Annotated in this window: 17 protein-coding genes; 16 read left to right on the top strand and 1 reads right to left on the bottom strand. The window is 53.9% G+C overall.

The genetic code is table 11. The features are described 5' to 3' along the window. Positions 1–644 precede the first annotated feature (644 nt). From FYJ65_RS07215 to FYJ65_RS07265, 11 genes are all read left to right on the top strand, one after another. Positions 645–1,493, top strand: a complete 849-nt coding sequence (locus FYJ65_RS07215) for a hypothetical protein (protein ID WP_154554671.1) — start codon at positions 645–647, stop codon at positions 1,491–1,493. Between the two features lie 139 nt (positions 1,494–1,632). Then, a complete protein-coding gene (locus tag FYJ65_RS07220) occupies positions 1,633–2,859 on the top strand; it encodes a CpaF family protein (RefSeq protein WP_154554672.1) in 1,227 nt (408 codons plus the stop codon). After that, positions 2,846–3,589 (top strand): type II secretion system F family protein, encoded by a 744-nt coding sequence (locus FYJ65_RS07225; RefSeq protein ID WP_154554673.1) that lies wholly within the window; start codon positions 2,846–2,848, stop codon positions 3,587–3,589. The genes FYJ65_RS07220 and FYJ65_RS07225 overlap by 14 nt, the downstream gene beginning before the upstream one ends. A gap of 17 nt (positions 3,590–3,606) precedes the next feature. Beyond that, positions 3,607–4,632, top strand: a complete 1,026-nt coding sequence (locus FYJ65_RS07230; RefSeq protein ID WP_206157356.1) for a type II secretion system F family protein — start codon at positions 3,607–3,609, stop codon at positions 4,630–4,632. A gap of 33 nt (positions 4,633–4,665) precedes the next feature. Then, complete coding sequence (locus FYJ65_RS07235) at positions 4,666–4,818, top strand: Flp1 family type IVb pilin (RefSeq protein WP_154554675.1); 153 nt, start codon at positions 4,666–4,668, stop codon at positions 4,816–4,818. Between the two features lie 2 nt (positions 4,819–4,820). Beyond that, complete coding sequence (locus tag FYJ65_RS07240; RefSeq protein WP_154554676.1) at positions 4,821–5,153, top strand: hypothetical protein; 333 nt, start codon at positions 4,821–4,823, stop codon at positions 5,151–5,153. Then, positions 5,143–6,465: a DUF5702 domain-containing protein gene (locus tag FYJ65_RS07245; RefSeq protein ID WP_154554677.1), complete on the top strand. Its 1,323-nt coding sequence runs from the start codon at positions 5,143–5,145 to the stop codon at positions 6,463–6,465. The genes FYJ65_RS07240 and FYJ65_RS07245 overlap by 11 nt, the downstream gene beginning before the upstream one ends. Further along, complete coding sequence (locus FYJ65_RS07250; RefSeq protein WP_154554678.1) at positions 6,440–7,255, top strand: hypothetical protein; 816 nt, start codon at positions 6,440–6,442, stop codon at positions 7,253–7,255. The genes FYJ65_RS07245 and FYJ65_RS07250 overlap by 26 nt, the downstream gene beginning before the upstream one ends. Positions 7,256–7,276: 21 nt before the next feature. Then, the gene (locus tag FYJ65_RS07255; protein WP_154554679.1) at positions 7,277–7,807 is read left to right on the top strand and encodes a DUF6382 domain-containing protein; all 531 of its coding nucleotides are present in this window, start codon (positions 7,277–7,279) and stop codon (positions 7,805–7,807) included. A 109-nt stretch (positions 7,808–7,916) separates the two neighbouring features. Further along, entirely contained in the window at positions 7,917–9,905 is a 1,989-nt protein-coding gene (locus FYJ65_RS07260) for a bifunctional 4-hydroxy-3-methylbut-2-enyl diphosphate reductase/30S ribosomal protein S1 (protein ID WP_154554680.1), read from the top strand. Positions 9,906–10,040: 135 nt separating this feature from the next. Beyond that, complete coding sequence (locus FYJ65_RS07265) at positions 10,041–10,874, top strand: Cof-type HAD-IIB family hydrolase (protein ID WP_154554681.1); 834 nt, start codon at positions 10,041–10,043, stop codon at positions 10,872–10,874. Positions 10,875–10,883: 9 nt separating this feature from the next. On the opposite strand, the gene FYJ65_RS07270 is transcribed toward FYJ65_RS07265, so the two are convergent. After that, positions 10,884–11,867, bottom strand: coding sequence for a hypothetical protein (locus tag FYJ65_RS07270; protein WP_154554682.1), 984 nt, complete (start codon positions 11,865–11,867; stop codon positions 10,884–10,886). 152 nt (positions 11,868–12,019) lie between these two features. On the opposite strand from FYJ65_RS07270, the gene FYJ65_RS07275 reads away from it, so the two are divergent. The 5 genes from FYJ65_RS07275 (at position 12,020) to hslV (ending at position 17,661) form a co-directional block, all read left to right on the top strand. Continuing rightward, complete coding sequence (locus tag FYJ65_RS07275) at positions 12,020–12,352, top strand: YraN family protein (protein ID WP_154554683.1); 333 nt, start codon at positions 12,020–12,022, stop codon at positions 12,350–12,352. A 176-nt stretch (positions 12,353–12,528) separates the two neighbouring features. Beyond that, entirely contained in the window at positions 12,529–14,055 is a 1,527-nt protein-coding gene (locus FYJ65_RS07280) for a YifB family Mg chelatase-like AAA ATPase (protein WP_154554684.1), read from the top strand. A gap of 12 nt (positions 14,056–14,067) precedes the next feature. After that, positions 14,068–14,928: a DNA-processing protein DprA gene (gene dprA / locus FYJ65_RS07285; RefSeq protein WP_154554685.1), complete on the top strand. Its 861-nt coding sequence runs from the start codon at positions 14,068–14,070 to the stop codon at positions 14,926–14,928. Positions 14,929–14,982: 54 nt separating this feature from the next. Then, positions 14,983–17,088: a type I DNA topoisomerase gene (topA, locus tag FYJ65_RS07290; protein WP_154554687.1), complete on the top strand. Its 2,106-nt coding sequence runs from the start codon at positions 14,983–14,985 to the stop codon at positions 17,086–17,088. 27 nt (positions 17,089–17,115) lie between these two features. Beyond that, positions 17,116–17,661: an ATP-dependent protease subunit HslV gene (hslV, locus tag FYJ65_RS07295; protein WP_154554688.1), complete on the top strand. Its 546-nt coding sequence runs from the start codon at positions 17,116–17,118 to the stop codon at positions 17,659–17,661. Positions 17,662–17,676: the final 15 nt, after the last annotated feature.

Consider the following 17,676-nt stretch of genomic DNA (forward strand, 5'->3'; position numbering starts at 1 on the left):
AAGATCGCAGGGCTCACGGCGGACCATTAGCCTGTAGGTAACCAATCCACGAATAACAGAGTGGCCACATGCCGGGAACTGTTAAATCAAAGCTCTTTCCAGATGCTGTCAAGAAAATACAAATGTGCCATGCCGAGAGAAGAAACTTTCTTGTAATCGTCTCTTGACAACGGTCACTTCATAACAGGTTTTGCGGGTAATCGTGCACCAAGTCCGGGCCGCCGGCGGGCCGAAAACCCTTCCGGACTTGGTGCACCGGGAACGGAGGTACAAGGTTTTGCGGGTAATCGTGCACCAAGTCCGGACCGTCGGACGGTGGAAAATCCTTCGGGACTTGGTGCAAAAGGAACGGAGGCACAAGGGTTTGCGGGTTATCGTGCACCAAGCCCGTGCCCCTGGCGGGCCGAAAACCCTTCGGGACTTGGTGCACCGGGAACGGAGGTACAAGGTTTTGCGGGTTATCGTGCACCAAGTCCTGAGCCGCCGGTTTAAAAGCAAGCCGGATGATAATAAATGTGTACTGAAGGGGAATTTTTTTTGTGGTACAGTAGGTGCACAAAGAGGCGGGGCGGCGAATACAACCCGCGCCGACTGCCGCCGGAGGCGCAGAACGGAAGGCGGGCACGGAGCGAGAGGACGAAGCGATGAGATTGAAATTGGTGATGAAGGATCGGGAATACCGGGATGCGTTGGCGAAGCGAATTCGCCGGAGCCGGTGGAACCTGTACGTGATAATAGAAGATAATTTCCGGATGGAAGAGGATACGCTCCTGGTGACGGATGTGGGCGAAGGCAAGCTACGGGAAGGCATGGTGCTGCTGAGCTCGGAGTGCCGGCGGGAGATAGAAGGCAAGGGCCCCTATGTGCTGTTCAAGTATGCCGGCGTGGATGAGCTTCTGACGGACCTGCGGCTGTGTGCCTTTCTCTGGACGGGAAAAGGAGATTTGCGAAGGGGAGAGGACCGCATCGTTACCGTGGGTGCGGTGGAGCGCACGGATCTGGGACACCGGCTGGCGGAGCAGGTGGCCTTGGAATTGGGAGAACGCCTGGAAGAACGGGTACTGCTGCTGGATTTAACGTATTTTTATCGGGAGGGGCAGCCGGAAGAATCGGGAAATACCTTTCGAAAGCTGGTGTACTACCTTCAGAGCGGGAAGAACATTCCGGTGGAGGTGTTTTTTCGGCGGGAGAGGGGGAACGTGTTTCGGGTTCGAATGCCGCGGGGAATGAACGAGCTGATGAAGATTCCGGGGCGGGAATGTCTGGAGCTGATTCGGGAGATGGGACGGTATTTTTCGGCAGTGGTGTGCAGCGTGGGGGATTGCTTCTCGGAACGGAACATCGAGGTGATGAAGAATTCCGAGTGGTGCATCTACATGGCGGAGGAAGATATGCGGGAGTATTTTCCGAAGACGTCGCTGGTGGTGCCGGAGCGGGCCGGGGAGATTCGGAATGCGGCGCGGCTGGTACAAGGAATTTTGGAGACGCCGTGAGTGCGGAGCACAGCGCAGGCCGAGTGCGGAGCACCGAGTAAAGGCGGAGCACAACGCAGGCCGAGTGCGAAGCACCGAGTAAAGGCGGAGCACACTGCAGGACAAGTGCTCCGCACCAAGACACAGCAAAGGAGATGCGATGTTAAAGGAAGTGACGGAAAAGTACAGCCGGGAGCTGGATGGTTTTATCCGGGAATTGCGGAAGAAGCTGTCCCACTCGGAGGTGGCGGAGGATGCGGAGCGGCTGCTGAAATATGTGGAGGATGAGTTTTTCGGGTCGGAGCTGGCCAGCCGGGTGGAGTATTGGGAGATTTGCGATATGGTGCGGGCGGTGTACCTTCGCCTCCGGAGTAAGTACGGAATCCTGCAGGAATATTTGGAGGATCCGGCCATCAACGAGATTATGGTGAACGGGCCGGAGCATATTTTTGTGGAGAAGAACCGGAAGGTGCAGGCGGTGGACAACGCGTTTATTTCGGCAGAGGAACTGGAGGGGGTGATCCGTATGCTGGCATCGGACGTGCACCGGGAGATCAACGAAGCGAATCCCATCGTGGACGCGCGGATGCCTAGCGGGTACCGAATCAACGGGGTGCTTCGGAATGTGGCGCTGAACGGACCGTCTCTCACCATCCGGAAATTCGCGGAATCCATGATTACCATGGAAGAGCTGGTGCAGCGGAAGAGCTTGACGGAGGAGTGCAAGGAGGACCTGTGTGCGCTGACGGAGTGCGGATACAATATTTTTATCAGCGGCGGAACATCCTCGGGCAAAACCACCATGCTCAATGCGCTGGCATCCTACATTCATCCGGAGGAGCGGGTGGTGATCATTGAGGATTCCGCGGAGCTGCAGCTGAATCACCTGGAGAACCGGGTGCAGATGGAGTGCCGCAGCGCCAATTCCATCGGGAAGGGAGAGGTGCGGATGGACCAATTGATTCGCACCAGCCTGCGGATGCGGCCGGACCGGATTATCGTGGGGGAAGTGCGGGGCGGAGAGGTTTTGGATATGATTCAGGCCATGAACACGGGCCATTCCGGGAGCATTTCCACCGGCCACGGGAATTCCATTCGGGGCATGCTGAACCGTCTGGAGACCATGTACATGATGGGCGCCCAGGTGCCGGTGTACACGGTGCGGAATCAGATTGCCAATGCCATTGAGATTTTCGTGCACCTGAAGCGGGACGGCGATGGGAACCGGCGGGTGATGGAAGTGGCGGAGCTGGCGGGGTTCGACGGAAAGGAATACAACATCAATTATCTGTATCGTATTGATGGGGCGGGAGCACTGGTTCGAACCGGGAATGCGCTGCTGCATCGGGATAACCTAAAAAGAGGTGGCATGAATGACCGACTTTAGAATTTATGAAATGTCCCGGAGAGAAAACGCGGTGTTCTACGGGGTTTCCGGGACGGTCGCCCTGTTGGTGGCCCTGTTGTTCTACCGAAACATCCTGTTCGGCGCAGTGATTATCCCCTTTCTGCCGAGGCTGAAGAAATTCGCCGTGGAGATATTAAAGGAACGAAGAAGGCGGGAGTACCTGATGCAGTTCAAGGATTTCCTGTTCATCGCCGCCACTTCCATCGGCGCCGGGCGGTCCATGAAAGATTCCATCGAGGAAGCGATTCCCCGGATGGTGGATATTTACGATGAAGATGCCATTCTGGTGCGGGAAATGAAACTCGTCCATCAGCGAATCGAGCACGGCAACGAAGATGACGTGGATGTGCTGGCGGACCTGGCCGCCTTGAGCGGGCAGGAGGATGTGATTGATTTCGTGACCATTTATGCCACTTGCAAGATTACCGGTGCCAGCCTAATTCGGGCCATGAATCAAGCCGCCATGGTGATCATCGACAAAATGACCATCGAGCGGGAGATTCGGGAGTTGATTCGGCGAAAGGAGCAGGAAGGGTTGATCATCCTCCTGGCACCGGTGGTGGTGATTCTTTTTCTGAACCTGGCCTCGCCGGATTATATTGCCCCCATGTACGAAACCATTCGGGGGCGGCTGATTATGACGGGAATGATTGGGGCGAATGTTGGAATTTATGAATTGGTGCAGCGGATTGTAAAGGTGAAGATATGAATGAAAAAATACAGCAAATGGCAGAATCGAAGGTCGTTCGGTGGATCCGGGAGATGCTTCGGCGGATTCGGGCGGACCCGTCGCTGCTTCGGCAGCTTTATGGAATTACGTTGGTGTGTGCCCTTTTCCTGGCTTCTTTTGTGATAAAAAGCGGCCTGGAATCGGGAAAATACATCGTGGACGGAAGCGGCAACGTGACGGGGATTCAGCGGCGGTCCCTCAATTCCTACGAGGAGTACCCCGTGCGGGTGCGGATTCAGGGAAAGGACGAAGTGCTGGAGAAGGAGGTGATTATTTCCAAGCGTTCCCTGAAGGAGATGGAGGAAAGCCGGAACGCCGGGAAGAAAGACCGGCGAAAGGAGGTGAAGCAGAACCGGGAGATGGAGCTGGGCCGGATTCTTTCCGACATCGAATCGTCTGCGGGCAAAAAGATTGATTTTCCGTCGGAGCTTTCCGATGGCAGCCCCATCACCTGGCAGAAGGGGGATCCGGGCCGCAGCGAAGAGCTGACCATTTTTGGAATGTACTGTCTGTTGGTTGGAATGGCGCTCTACAGCCGCCTGGCTCCCCGTAAGAAGAAAAAGGGCGACGACGGCCTTCTTCGAGGACTTCCCAGATTCGTGAATCAGCTGGTGATGATGCTCTATGCCGGGGTGATTCTCAGCGATGCGTTTGACCGGATCTGCCAGAGCTATTCTATGATTCCGGCAGAGGCCCGAAGCGATTTCGAAAACGAGATGGTGGAGCTGTACCGAGGACATCGGGACCACCGGGTGAGTACGGCCATGCTGCTGAATCATTTTGCGGGAATGCACAACGTAAAGGAAATGCTGCGAATTTCCACCATTCTGCTGGAAAACGAACGTCGGGGAAGCGACGTGGTGGAAAGTCTCAGCCGGGAGAGCCGATTTCTGTGGGAGGAACGTAAAATCGTGGCGGCGGAGAAGGGCAAAGCCATCGATACCAAAATGGCCGGGCCCCTGGGCCTGCTGCTGATCCTGCTGATTGTGGTGACCATGGCGCCGGCGATTCTGGTGATGTGAGGAAATGATTTGTTTGAAAGGAAGGTAATTGCGATGATGAAATTGTTGAAACAGAAGCGAGGAATGGAAATGGTGCAGGTAGCCATACTGGTGGCCATTGCGGTGGCCCTGGGAATTATTTTCAAATCCCAGATTACCGCGTTCGTCAACGAGGTGTTCTCCAAGCTGGACGCGGGCCAGTTCTGACCATGAAAGGGATTCTGAAGAGTCGCCGGGGAAATGAATTTGTGGAGGCGGCCGTGGCCATTCCCCTGATTACCGCAGCGGTATTGCTAATTCTAAATCTCTTTGTATTCTATCTTAACATTCTGGCAACCGGGGTGAAAGGTCACAAGGAAGCTTGTCGGCGCTGGGATTCGGACCGGGAAGCGGTGATAAAAGTATACCGGAAGAGCGAAAGCGTCCGGATGGCGCCGGCGGGCATTCTGCGGACGCGGCCGGAATGCCGGCTGGAAATTCGGTCCTATGAGTTTAACGAGGATTTGTTGGTGCGAGCAAAGGAAGTGCTTCATGAAGAATAGAAAAGGCTCTGCCACCGTTCTGATGGCGATGATTTCGGTATCCCTTAGCATGGCGATTCTTTCTTCTATTATAGTAATCCGGCAGATGACGCTGAACAGCATCTGCCGGAGTTACGGAAACGTGTGGACCCGGGGAATCCTGTCGGAATACGACCGGCACCTCCTCCGGGATTACGGCATCATGGGATTCTACGGAAACAATCCGGAGGTGGCAAGAAAATTAGAATACTACATGCATTATTCCCTGAGCAATCGGCTTCAGGTGCGCAGCCTGTCGGCCACGGCGGATCTGAACGGCTATGAGCTGTCGGAACCGGAGAATTTTCGGAGAGCCATGGCCAACAGCTTCGGGACGGAGTCCCTGGAAGTGTTGTTGAAGAAGGAAAAAAGAAAGGACCGGGGGGACCTTGCGGCGTCCGAGAAGCCGGGGAATAAAGGGGCGCAAAAGGCCGAGAACCTTCCTCGGGAAATCAAAAATCCGGTGGTGCTTCACACTCTGCCTTCGGCCCAAGGAGAAAGTTCTTTTTCCCCGGATTCGGTGATTGAAGCGCTGAAGTCCGGAAAATTCGTTTCGCCCGGCGGCGGATCGGTAAAGAACGTCCCGATGGAAATTGTTTTTATGAGAAAGTACATGAACAGCTATCGCCGAACGGCGGACGGCAAGAAACATTACTTTCGAAACGAATGGGAGTACGTTCTCAAAGGGGCGGCGAACGACGAGACCAACCTGAAAAGCTGCCGGCGGCGCCTTTTTCTGATTCGGAACGGGCTGAATCTGGCCTATCTGTACAAGGATCCGGAGAAGGTGGAAGTGGTGACGGCGATTGCGGAAATCATCTCGCCGGGCCCCATGGGGGTGGTGACTCAGGGCATTCTCATGGAAGCCTGGGCGGCGCTGGAGTCGGAGAAGGACGTGGAAAATCTGCTGGCGGGCAGGCGGGTGCCGGTGATGAAAACCGCGGCCACCTGGAACACGGGCATTGAGGGAATTCTGAAGGACGAGGAGGTGCAAAAAAAATTAGACGAGGATTCCCGGAAGCTGCTGAAGGAGAAAGGAGGTGAGGTGTCGGAGGCGGCCGGGAAGTCTGCCGGAAAAGTGGTGGAAGAAGGGCTGGATTACGAAGAGTACCTGATGATCATGATTCTGGTCCTGCCGGAGGAAACCCGGCTGCGCCGCCTCATGGACCTGGTGCAGATTAACATGAAATATCGGTATTACCGGGATTTTAACCTGGCGGAATATTACGGAGGGGTGAGTTTTGCGATTCATGTTAACGGAAAAAAATATGCATACAGCAGAGAATATCGGTAAGGAGAGGCGGAAATCCCGGAATCCTTTCACCGGCCGTCGGCGGGGAGATTGCCGGCGGGGAAGCTATGTCGTGGAGGCGGCCATCACCCTTCCCGTGCTTCTCATCGCCATGATTGTGCTGTCCTCTATCGTTCTGTACTATTCCTGCATCGAGGATGCGGCTTTTATCACCGCCACGGAATTTCGGAAGGGGAGCATCGAAGCGGTGGTCAGCGAAGGGCAGCCCCTGATTCCGCTGGAGGTGGCCGAGCGAACCCGGGACAATCACCCCATCCTGGATTCCCATCGGATTCTGGAGTACGGCTTTCGCAAGAACCGAAACGGCCTGAACGAGCTGATTTACCTGAACCTGGAGCTGGACATGAAAACCCGGAATCCTTTGGGAATCCTCAGTCAATCCCGGTACGATTCCGCGCTGATGACTCGGGCCTATGTGGGGCAGGTTCGAAACTGCAAAGCCATGACGGAGGCGGAATTCCGGAACGAACTGGCGGATGGCGTCTTTATTTTTCCCCAGGATGGGGAGAAGTACCACAACAAGAACTGCACTTTCGTCCGGTCGGAAACCAAAGCCGTGGCACTGACGGAATCGGTCAAAAGAAAATATACGGGATGCCGAGTCTGCCGGAGCAAGGAGGCGGCGTCCGGAACCAGGGTGTACGTATTTCCGGAATACGGTTCTCGGTATCACCTGCCCGGATGCCGGGTACTGGAGCGGCGGTGCATCGAAATTGAAAAGGATGTGGCGAAGGAGCGGAAATACACCCCGTGCAGCAAGTGCGGCGGGTAGGGGAAAAGAAAGGAGGACACTATGGAAGAGCGGCTCAGCCGGCGGATTGTAGGCCACTCCATTCCGGAGTACATGATTGAGATTTTGATTCAGGATTATGCGGGGACCTTCCTGCGGATGGTGGTTTCTCGGAATGCGGGCGTCTACGACCTGTCCTACGAGCAGAACGGCTACCGGCGCTGCATGGCGCAGCGCCTTCCTTCCCCGGAAAAGTTCCGTTTGCTGGAGCTCCTGTACGACATAAATGAAGAGAACGAAAATCACCTGATTCCCGCGGAGCGGTACATGCTGGAGCCAGAATTGATCTATTGGAAGGACCATCGGATCGGTCGGAAAACCGTGCGGTTGTTGTTTTATCCCGATGTGAAGGGGGAGCCGTTCCTGCGAAAATGGCTGATTTTGATAGAAAAAATATTGAACCCCGGCGTCCCGGAGGAGAAGGGGCTGCTGGAACAGATGCGGTACCTCCTGCAGAAGAGCAATGACCCGGAGAAATTGCGGGATCTGATTCAGGCTGCCCGGATTCGCTGCGAAGGCTCGGCGGAAGAGTAATCGGAAGAATAACCGGCGGAAGAACAGCGGCCGATTTGCAAAAATCGGTGGCAAAAAAAGCCTCCTTCATATATAATCAATCTATTATGGATGTAGGAGGAAATCGGAAATGGAAATCATCCGCGCGGATCGGTCGGGCTTCTGTTTTGGCGTGCAGCGAGCCATCGATTTGACCATGGAACAGATTGAGAAAAATGAAAAGGGGGAGAAGCGTCCCCTGTACACCTGCGGACCGCTGATTCACAATCGGTCGGTAACCGGCGCCTTGGAAGAGAAGGGTGTGGGAATGATTCAGAACATCGAGGAAGCCTCGGAGGGGGATGTGGTGATCATCCGCTCCCACGGAGAACCGGAATCGTTCTATCGCACGGCGGCGGAGAAGGGGGTTGCCCTGGTGGACTCCACCTGTGTTTTTGTGACAAAAATTCATGATATCGTCCACAAAGCGCACGCCGAGGAAAAGGGCATCATCATCGTGGGCAATCCGGAGCACCAGGAGGTCATTGCCACCAACGGCTGGTGCGATTACCGGGGGTACATTCTGCAGAGCCGAGAGGACGCAGAGGCGCTGATCCGGAACCACCCGGAACTGTTTCAGACGGGCCGGAAACCGGTGATTGTATGTCAGACTACTTTTAAGGTGGAAATCCTGGAAGAGATTCTGGGTGTTTTTAAGGACAAAAATTGCGAATACGAGCTGTACAACACCATTTGCAGTGCGACGAGGGAGCGTCAGGATGCTTGTCGGGAATTGGCCAAAAAAGTAGAATTGATGGTGGTCATCGGCGACCGGCACAGCTCCAACTCGCGGAAATTATTCGAAATCGCGAAAGAGAATTGTAAAAATTCAATTCTTATACAAGATATTTCAGATTTACAGTTGAAACAAGCCGCAAAATATAATAAAATAGGTATAACCGCGGGTGCATCGACACCTGAATGGATAATTAAGGAGGTTATTGCTAGTATGAGCGAAAATGTCACAAACACCACAGAAAAGAATCCAATGCTGGATTTCATGGATGACATTGAGAATTCTTTGCGTCTGCCAAGACTGGGAGATGTTGTTGAAGGTAAGGTGCATCAGGTAACAGAAGATGAAGTCATTGTTAACATCGGATGCAAGAAGGACGGAATCCTGAAGAAGGCTGAAGTATCCCTGGAAGAGGGTCAGTCTCTGAAGGACGTTTTCCAGGAGGGAGACACCGTTCAGGCCAAAGTCATGAAGACGGACGACAACGATGGCGGAATTCTTCTTTCCAAGAAGAAACTGGAAATTAATGAGAATTACAAAGAACTCAACGAAGCCATGGAGAACAAGGAGACGCTCTCCGTTAAACTTAGCAAGAAAGTTAATGGCGGCGTAATTGCAGTTTACAAGGAAGTTACCGGATTTGTACCGATGTCCCAGCTCGCTGACACCTTTGTCACAGAAGAGAACGTCGATGATTTCATCGGCCAGACTGTTGATATCAAGGTTTTGAGAGTTGACAACAAGCGGAACAGAGCGGTATTCTCCAGAAAAGCTGTACTAGTTGAAGAGAAGCATAAGCAGGTTGCTGAAGTATGGGCAAACCTGAATGTTGGCGACATCGTAGAAGGTAAGGTTATGAGATTTACCGATTACGGTGCATTCGTTGACATCGGTGGCGTTGATGGTCTTCTGCACATTTCTGAAATTTCTTGGGGCAAGCTGAAGAACCCTCAGGAAGTCCTGAACATCGGAGACATCATCAATGTTAAGATTCTGTCCCTCAACGAAGAGAAGGGTAAGATTTCTTTGGGTCTGAAGCAGACAACACCGGAACCATGGTCTCAGGTTGGTACGAAATACCAGATCGGTGGAATCATCACCGGTAAGGTTGTACAGATCAAAGAGTATGGTGCTTTTGTTGAACTGGAAGCAGGTCTGGACGGACTGGTTCACATTTCGGAAATCGCAAACAAGAGAGTTGAGAACGTTTCCGACGAGCTGAGCCTGGGTCAGGAAATCACCGCAAAGATCATGGACATCGATTCTGACAGAAAGAGAATCAGCCTGAGCATCAAAGCTGCATTGAACAACGATGAAGCAGAGGAAGCACAGGACGAGGAATAGTCTGATTGTTCGAAAGGCCACCGTAATTGCACGGTGGTCTTTTTCCTGTTTTTTGAACGACGGCATTTGCATGGGGACGCCGGGACTTTTTCCCTCGAATGCAAAAGCCGTATTGAAAGGAGAAAAGAAAGCGATATGGATATTCGTTTAGTTGCACTGGATCTGGACGGAACGACGATGAACAGCGACAACCGCCTTTCCGATTACAACCGAAAATCCCTGGAAGCAGCGGTACAGGCGGGAATTCAGGTAGTGGTGGCCTCCGGCCGAGCCTTCGATGCCCTGCCGAAAGAAGTCCTGGCGATTCCGGGCCTTCAGTACGCCATCTCCTCCAACGGCGCCCATATCACCGATCTTACCACCGGGAAATTCATCTATTCCAGCTACATCACCCCCACCACGGTGGACCGGGCCATCGACCTGGCTGTAAAAGAACATCTGATGGTAGAGGCCTTCTGTCACGGGAAGCCCTATATTTCCGAAGCCCTTTACGAGGACATTCGGGTAAACGGCAGCGTCTACCGAAACAAGGAATACGTGATGACCACCCGTACCCCGATTCCGGATATCTTCGGTTTCATGCGAGAAAACCGTGAAATTCTGGAAAACATCAATTTCTTTTTTTATGGGGATGATCGCCTAAAAGAAATGCGTCCGAGAATCCAATCTCTTCCGGACTGCAATGTGGTGTCGTCCGTTAAAAATAACATTGAAATCGGCGGAATCAATTCCAGCAAGGCCCATGCCCTGGAGATTCTGTCCCGGAAACTGAAAATTCCCCGGGAAGGGATTATGAGCTTCGGCGATGCGGGAAATGATATTCCCATGATTCGCTATGCCGGCATGGGCGTGGCCGTTGGCAACGCCTGGGACGATGTGAAGGCGGCGGCGGACTACGTAGCGGAAAGCAATGACGAGGACGGAGTGGGTCGGACCATCCGCCGCTTCGCTTTGGGAGAGAAACTGTAAGTTTCTTCCTTATAAATAGGATATAATATGTAATGAAAAAAACTTTGAATTGGCGGACGCTTCGGTCCGCCGATTCAAAGTTTTTTGTTTTTTGAAGCCCCGGCTGACAGGCCGGCCGGTCCTGAATCCGTTCGGCCGGCCGGCAGAGTCATCCGGTTCGCGCTCGCCTCCCGTGAAAGCCAATGAATTCGGTTTTCGAGCGCGAACTTTAGCGGCCGGACTCTTCTGAACCCAGCCGTCCGGCTTCTCCGGTTCGCGCTCGCCTCCCATGAAAGCCAATGAATTCGGTTTCCGAGCGCGAACTTTAGCGGTCGGGCCCTCCTGAATCCAGCCGTTCGGCTTCTCCGGTTCGCGCTCGCCTCCCATGAAAGCCAATGAATTCGGTTTCCGAGCGCGAACTTTAGCGGTCGGACCGTCCGGAATCTGCCCGGGAGACTTCTCCGGTTCGCGCTCGCCTCCTCTGAAAGCCAATGAATTCGGTTTCTGAGCGCGAACTGTGGCGGTCGGGCAGCCCGGAATCTGCCCGGGAGACTTCTCCGGTTCGCGCTCGCCTCCCGTGAAAGCCAATGAATTCGGATTTCGAGCGCGAACTCTAGCGGCCGGGCCCTCCTGAATCCAGCCGTCCGGCTTCTCCGGTTCGCGCTCGCCTCCCGTGAAAGCCAATGAATTCGGTTTCCGAGCGCGAACTTTGGCGGCCGGCCCCTCCTGAATCCAGCCGTCCGGCTTCTCCGGTTCGCGCTCGCCTCCCGTGAAAGCCAATGAATTCGGTTTCCGAGCGCGAACTTTGGCGGCCGGACTCTTCTGAACCCGGCCGGTCGGCTTCTTCGGTTCGCGCTCGCCTCCCATGAAAGCCAATGAATTCGGATTTCGAGCGCGAACTCTAGCGGCCGGGCCGCCTTCCTCCCGGCCGGCCCGCCGGGCGCCCGGTTTACAAATGCCCCATTTTGGTACTTTTTCCCGGGCGAAAAGTCCTTTTTGCTCGAAACGCCACATCCCCTTCCCGGAATATGGTACAAAGGAAGAACCAACAGGCGGAAGAATCAAACGGACCAAGCAGCGGCGACTCAACCGGAAGACCGACGGGACATGCGGCGACTCAACCGGCAGACTGACAGGACGTGCGACAGATTGACAGGAGGAGAACTATGATTGGCAGTAAAAAACTAGGAGATATTGGAGAACAGATGGCGGAAAGAGTATATGCGGAAGATGGGTTTCAGATTTTGGAAACCAACTTTCGATGCCGCTCCGGGGAGATTGATATTATTGCGGAAAAGGATTTTTGCTTTCATTTCGTGGAGGTGAAGACCCGGAGAGGGGACGATTTCGGGTATCCGGCAGAGGCGGTAAATGAAACGAAGCTCCGGCGGATGCAGGCGGCGGCCCGGTACTATATGCATATGAATCGATTGGAGAACGTACGGGTCCAATTTGATGTAGTAGAAATCGAAGTGAATCAGATTTCAAATTGCATATGACGGACAATGTAATTGGAACACCCTAATCACTCAAATTACTCAAATCGCTAAACTCGCGCGGAGCGCCCATATAGTAGAGCACTCAAATCACTCAAATCGCGCGGAGCGCCCGAATTGCAGCAGCGCACAAAGCACGCAGCGCGCTCAAATCATTCAAATCAACAAAGGAGGACAAAATGATAAGTGTAGTATATACAGCAGTTTGCGAGGGCATCGAAGGAATTCCGGTGCAAGTGGAGACGGATATCGGTCCGGGACTTCCTCAGATCAACATTGTGGGGCTGGCATCCACCACGGTGATGGAATCCCGAGAGCGCATCAAGTCCGGCCTCCTGAACTCCGGTTTCGAGTATCCCCGGCGACGGGTGACCGTGAATTTGATTCCGGCGGGCATCCGCAAAAACGGGAGCCATCTGGATCTGGCCATTGCCATGGGAATTTTGGGCGCCATGGGATACGCGGACGCCGATGCCCTTCGTGAAATTGGTTTTATTGGAGAGATATCCCTTCAGGGGGACGTGTGCCGCGTGGAAGGCGTGCTGCCCATGATTCTGGGAATGGAAAAAGCGGGGATTCGGCGGGTCGTTCTGCCGGCGGAGAATTTAGCGGAAGCGGAGCTGGCGCGGGAAGGCGGGAGCGCCGGGCCGGAGCTTTTGGCGGTCCGAAATCTTCAAGAATGCCTGGATGCGGTTCAGGGTAAAAAAATCCCGTCACAGGGCGAACGCGTCCGGCCGGCAATCCGGGAAACGGAATATGCGGATTTTAGCGATATCAGCGGCCAGGAAAACGCCAAGCGGGCGGCCGTGATTGCGGTGGCCGGCCACCACGGACTCCTGATGATGGGAAGTCCCGGATGCGGCAAAACCATGATTGCCCGGCGCATTCCTTCCATCCTCCCGCCGCTGACCCGGCAGCAGATGGTGGAAACCACCATGATTTACTCCATTGCGGGCAAACTGGAGAAGGGACAGGAAATCATATCGGCGCCGCCGTTCCGGCACCCCCACCATTCCATCGGAAAGGCCGGACTGCTGGGCGGCGGAAGTTACCCGGTGCCGGGGGAAATCACCATGGCTCACAACGGGGTGCTTTTTCTGGACGAAGTGGGCGAATTCAAAAGGGAAAACATCGAGGCCCTGCGCATTCCCCTTGAAGAGGGGGAAATCACCCATTTTCGCCATGGGAGAGCGTACCGGTTTCCCAGCGATTTTCGGTTAGTCATGGCAACGAATCCCTGTCCCTGCGGGTATCTGGGAGATCCGGAGCGAGAGTGCCGGTGCTCGCCGGGAGAGATTGAGAATTACCGAAAGCGGCTCAGCGGTCCCATGTTGGAGCGCATGGATATGCTGATTCAGATGGAGAAGGTGCACTACGATGAGCTGAATCGAAAACCCGATGAGAACCTTTCCTCCAAAGAGATGCGGAAAATGGTGATGCAAGCGATTGATTTTGCGGCGGCGAGGGGGCAGGAAAAGCCCAACGGCCTGCTGGAGGACCGGGAAGTGCAGCAGCTGGAGATTTCGGCGGAGGGCCGGAAAATCCTTCAGAATGCGTATACCAACCTGAAACTGTCGCCTCGCACCTGGATAAAGGTGCAGAAGGTAGCCCGCACCATCGCGGATGCGGAGCAGTCGGAATGCATTGAAGGCGAGCATATTCTGGAAGCCCTGAGTTACCGGACGGCGCCGGAGGATATTTATTGAAGGAGGCGTAATATGATAAAAAAAGATTTTGAAATCGACCGGGATTCCCGGCTGTATCCGGAGCTCCTGCGGCAGATTCCGAATCCGCCGAAAAAACTTTTTTGCAGAGGAAACCCGGAACTGCTGGAATGCCGGAAGGTGGCGGTGGTGGGATCTCGCCGCTATTCACTGTACGGAAAGCAGACTGCGCTGATGATCGGAAAGTATTTCGGGAAGACGGAGCTGGCGGTGGTGTCCGGATTGGCCAGCGGAATCGACACCTTTGCCCACACCGGGGTGCTGGAAGTGGGAGGCAGCACCATCGCCGTGCTGGGCACCGGATTGGATCGAAATTACCCGGTGAAAAACAAACCCCTGCAGGAAGAAATCACCGAAAAAGGACTGGTTATTTCCGAATACGAAAATGATTTTAGCGGAAACCAATACTCCTTTCCGGCGCGAAACCGAATTATCAGCGGACTCAGCGAGGGCGTGGTCGTGGTGGAGGCCGGATCTTCCAGCGGATCCCTGATTACCGCTCAGTTTGCCGGCGAACAGGGACGGACGGTGTATGCGGTGCCGGGAAACATCAACAGCCAGTTCAGCATCGGAACGAATCTGCTGATTCGAGACGGCGCGGTGCCCCTGGTGGTGGTGAAGGATGTACTCCTGGATATGGGCCTTGAGTTGCCGGAAGAGAGTGAAAAGAAAATTGCATTAGGCGGTGACGAGACGGCGATATTGGAAATCGTGAAGCGGAATAATGGAATTCATGTGAATGAAATTGCACATATAATGAACAAAAACATTGGAAAAATCAGTGCTATAATAACCGTGCTTGAAATTAAAGGCATAGTCATCAGCCACGGAGGAAAAATTCACCTTGCAAATTAGCCTTCTTGGGGGTATGCTATAAACTGTTGTAAAATATTTTTGAGGAGATAATGAATGGCAACAGCTGCAAAGAAGAAAACAACCAAAAAGACAACAAAGAAAATAACCAAACCCAGAGCCCGAACTCTGCTGGTGGTGGAGTCTCCATCCAAGGCAAAGATTATCGGAAAATATCTGGGATCCAGTTATAAAGTCATCGCGTCCGTGGGTCACGTTCGGGATCTGCCGAAGAGCCGGCTGGCGGTGGATGTGGACAACCATTTCGAGCCGGAGTACATCAACATCCGGGGCAAGGGCCCGACCATTCGGGAACTGAAGAAGGAAGCCGCAAGTGCGAAGCGCGTCCTTCTGGCAACGGACCCGGACCGGGAAGGGGAGGCAATATCCTGGCATATCGCCCATCTTCTCGGTATCGATCCAACCTCGGAATGCAGAATTGAATTTAATGAAATCAACAAGGAGGCGGTAAAAGAAGCCCTGAAACATCCGAGAGCCATCAACATGGGCTTGGTGGATGCCCAGCAGGCCCGGCGAGTGCTGGATCGTCTGGTGGGCTATCAGATCAGCCCGCTGCTCTGGAAAAAGGTGCGCCGGGGACTTTCTGCCGGCCGAGTGCAGTCGGCGGCCCTGAAGATCATCTGCGACCGAGAGACGGAGATTCTGAACTTTATCCCGGAAGAGTATTGGAACATTTTCGCGGATTTTGGCGGAGGCTTCAAGGCGCAGGTGGCAAAGCGCAGCGGAAAGAAGATCCATATTCCGGACGGCGAAGCCGCCGCAAAGGTGAAAATCGAACTGCAGGAGAACCCGTACCATGTGGAAAAGGTGATCCGGAAGGACAAGAAGACCAATCCGTATCCTCCTTTTACCACCAGTACATTACAGCAGGATGCATCCATTAAATTAAACTTCCCGACTCGCCGCACCATGCAGGTGGCACAGCAACTCTATGAGGGCGTGGACATCAAAGGCATGGGTTCCCGCGGTCTGGTCACCTACATCCGTACCGACTCCGTTCGTGTGGCGGAGGGTGCCAGAAGCCAGGCCCACGAGTTCATCGAAGCCAATATGGGAAAAGAATATATCGGTTCCGGAAAGTTCACCAACAAGAAAAACAAGGATATTCAGGATGCCCACGAGGCCATTCGTCCGTCCGATGTGACGCTGGATCCGGAGATGCTGAAGGAATCCCTGACGCCGGAACAGTACAAGCTGTATCGGCTGATCTGGCAGCGGTTCGTGGCATCTCAGATGGCACCGGCGGTAAGCGATACCGTTTCGGTGGCAATCAAAAATGGCAAATACGAGCTGAAGGCCAGCGGTTCCACACCGAAGTTTGATGGGTGGAAGAAAATCTATCCGGCATCCTCCGGCGAGAACGGTATGAATATTCCGGCGCTGGAAGAAGGCGAGGAGCTGCAGGCGCAGGACGTGATTACGGAACAGAAATTCACCACACCGCCGCCGCGGTTCACGGAAGCCAGCCTGGTAAAAACCCTGGAAGAGCTGAACATCGGCCGGCCGAGCACTTACGCTACCATCATCACCACCCTGGGGACTCGGCGGTACATTAAGAAGGAGAAGAAATCCCTGATGCCGACCCAGTTGGGTTTTGATGTCACAAAAATTCTGTCGGAATACTTTTCCGATATCGTGGACGCCCAGTTCACCGCCCAGATGGAAGATAACCTGGACTCCGTGGAGCTTCAGAAGCTTCCGTGGAAAAACACCATCGACGGGTTCTACGGCAATTTCCGAAAGGAATTGGACCGGGCCGATGCGGAGGTGGAGCGAATCGAGCAGGAAGTGGTGCTCAGTGATGAGGTCTGCGAACTCTGCGGAAAACCGATGGCGATTAAGGAAGGCCGTTTTGGTCAGTTCTTGGCGTGCACCGGTTATCCGGAATGCACCAACACCAAAGCCATCGTGATTCCAACCGGCGTGAAATGTCCGAAATGCGGAAAGGAAATCGTGCAGAAGCGTTCCCGGAAGGGCCGGATTTTCTACGGCTGCAGCGGTTATCCGGACTGCGACGTGGTATTCTGGAACAAGCCAATCGACCGGACCTGTCCGAAGTGCGGTTCCCTGCTGATGGAAAACACCACGAAAAAATATCGGTACAAGTGTTCCAGCAGCGAATGCGACTACAGAGAAGAATAATTTTAGGGGTATAGAAAGGATATAACAATGGGTAAAATCGAATTTCATGCCACCACCATCTGCGCAGTGCGTCGTCCCAACGGAGACATTTGCATCGGCGGAGACGGACAGGTGACCATGGGTGAAACCACCATCATGAAGAACAACGCCAAGAAGGTAAAAAAAATATACGGCGACCGCGTACTCACCGGTTTTGCCGGTTCTGTGGCGGATGCTTTTTCCCTTACGGATAAGTTCGAAAAAAAGCTGGAAGAGCACAGCGGAAATCTGAAGCGGGCCGCGGTGGATCTGGCACAGATCTGGCGTTCCGATAAAGGAGCTCGCAGCCTGGAAGCGCTGATGATCGTAATGGACCGAGACGATTTGCTGGTCATATCCGGAAACGGCGAAGTAATCGTTCCGGATATGGATGTAGTTGCCATCGGATCCGGCGGAAATTTTGCGTACTCCGCCGCACGGGCTCTGTACGACAATACGGAACTGGATGCGGAATCCATCGTGCGGAAATCCCTGGAAATCGCGTCCTCCATTTGCGTATATACCAATGACCACATTTCCGTGGAGAAACTGTAAGGAGGCGTGCCCGGT

The organism is Mogibacterium kristiansenii (genome assembly GCF_009695905.1).
Classification (GTDB): domain Bacteria; phylum Bacillota; class Clostridia; order Peptostreptococcales; family Anaerovoracaceae; genus Mogibacterium_A; species Mogibacterium_A kristiansenii.

Bases quoted from the DNA above. Each gene is read 5' to 3' on its own strand.
- FYJ65_RS07215 (WP_154554671.1), top strand. From the start codon at position 645: ATGAGATTGAAATTGGTGATGAAGGATCGGGAATACCGGGATGCGTTG.
- FYJ65_RS07220 (WP_154554672.1), top strand. From the start codon at position 1,633: ATGTTAAAGGAAGTGACGGAAAAGTACAGCCGGGAGCTGGATGGTTTT.
- FYJ65_RS07225 (WP_154554673.1), top strand. From the start codon at position 2,846: ATGACCGACTTTAGAATTTATGAAATGTCCCGGAGAGAAAACGCGGTG.
- FYJ65_RS07230 (WP_206157356.1), top strand. From the start codon at position 3,607: ATGGCAGAATCGAAGGTCGTTCGGTGGATCCGGGAGATGCTTCGGCGG.
- FYJ65_RS07235 (WP_154554675.1), top strand. From the start codon at position 4,666: ATGATGAAATTGTTGAAACAGAAGCGAGGAATGGAAATGGTGCAGGTA.
- FYJ65_RS07240 (WP_154554676.1), top strand. From the start codon at position 4,821: ATGAAAGGGATTCTGAAGAGTCGCCGGGGAAATGAATTTGTGGAGGCG.
- FYJ65_RS07245 (WP_154554677.1), top strand. From the start codon at position 5,143: ATGAAGAATAGAAAAGGCTCTGCCACCGTTCTGATGGCGATGATTTCG.
- FYJ65_RS07250 (WP_154554678.1), top strand. From the start codon at position 6,440: ATGCATACAGCAGAGAATATCGGTAAGGAGAGGCGGAAATCCCGGAAT.
- FYJ65_RS07255 (WP_154554679.1), top strand. From the start codon at position 7,277: ATGGAAGAGCGGCTCAGCCGGCGGATTGTAGGCCACTCCATTCCGGAG.
- FYJ65_RS07260 (WP_154554680.1), top strand. From the start codon at position 7,917: ATGGAAATCATCCGCGCGGATCGGTCGGGCTTCTGTTTTGGCGTGCAG.
- FYJ65_RS07265 (WP_154554681.1), top strand. From the start codon at position 10,041: ATGGATATTCGTTTAGTTGCACTGGATCTGGACGGAACGACGATGAAC.
- FYJ65_RS07270 (WP_154554682.1), bottom strand. From the start codon at position 11,867: ATGTGGCGTTTCGAGCAAAAAGGACTTTTCGCCCGGGAAAAAGTACCA.
- FYJ65_RS07275 (WP_154554683.1), top strand. From the start codon at position 12,020: ATGATTGGCAGTAAAAAACTAGGAGATATTGGAGAACAGATGGCGGAA.
- FYJ65_RS07280 (WP_154554684.1), top strand. From the start codon at position 12,529: ATGATAAGTGTAGTATATACAGCAGTTTGCGAGGGCATCGAAGGAATT.
- dprA (WP_154554685.1), top strand. From the start codon at position 14,068: ATGATAAAAAAAGATTTTGAAATCGACCGGGATTCCCGGCTGTATCCG.
- topA (WP_154554687.1), top strand. From the start codon at position 14,983: ATGGCAACAGCTGCAAAGAAGAAAACAACCAAAAAGACAACAAAGAAA.
- hslV (WP_154554688.1), top strand. From the start codon at position 17,116: ATGGGTAAAATCGAATTTCATGCCACCACCATCTGCGCAGTGCGTCGT.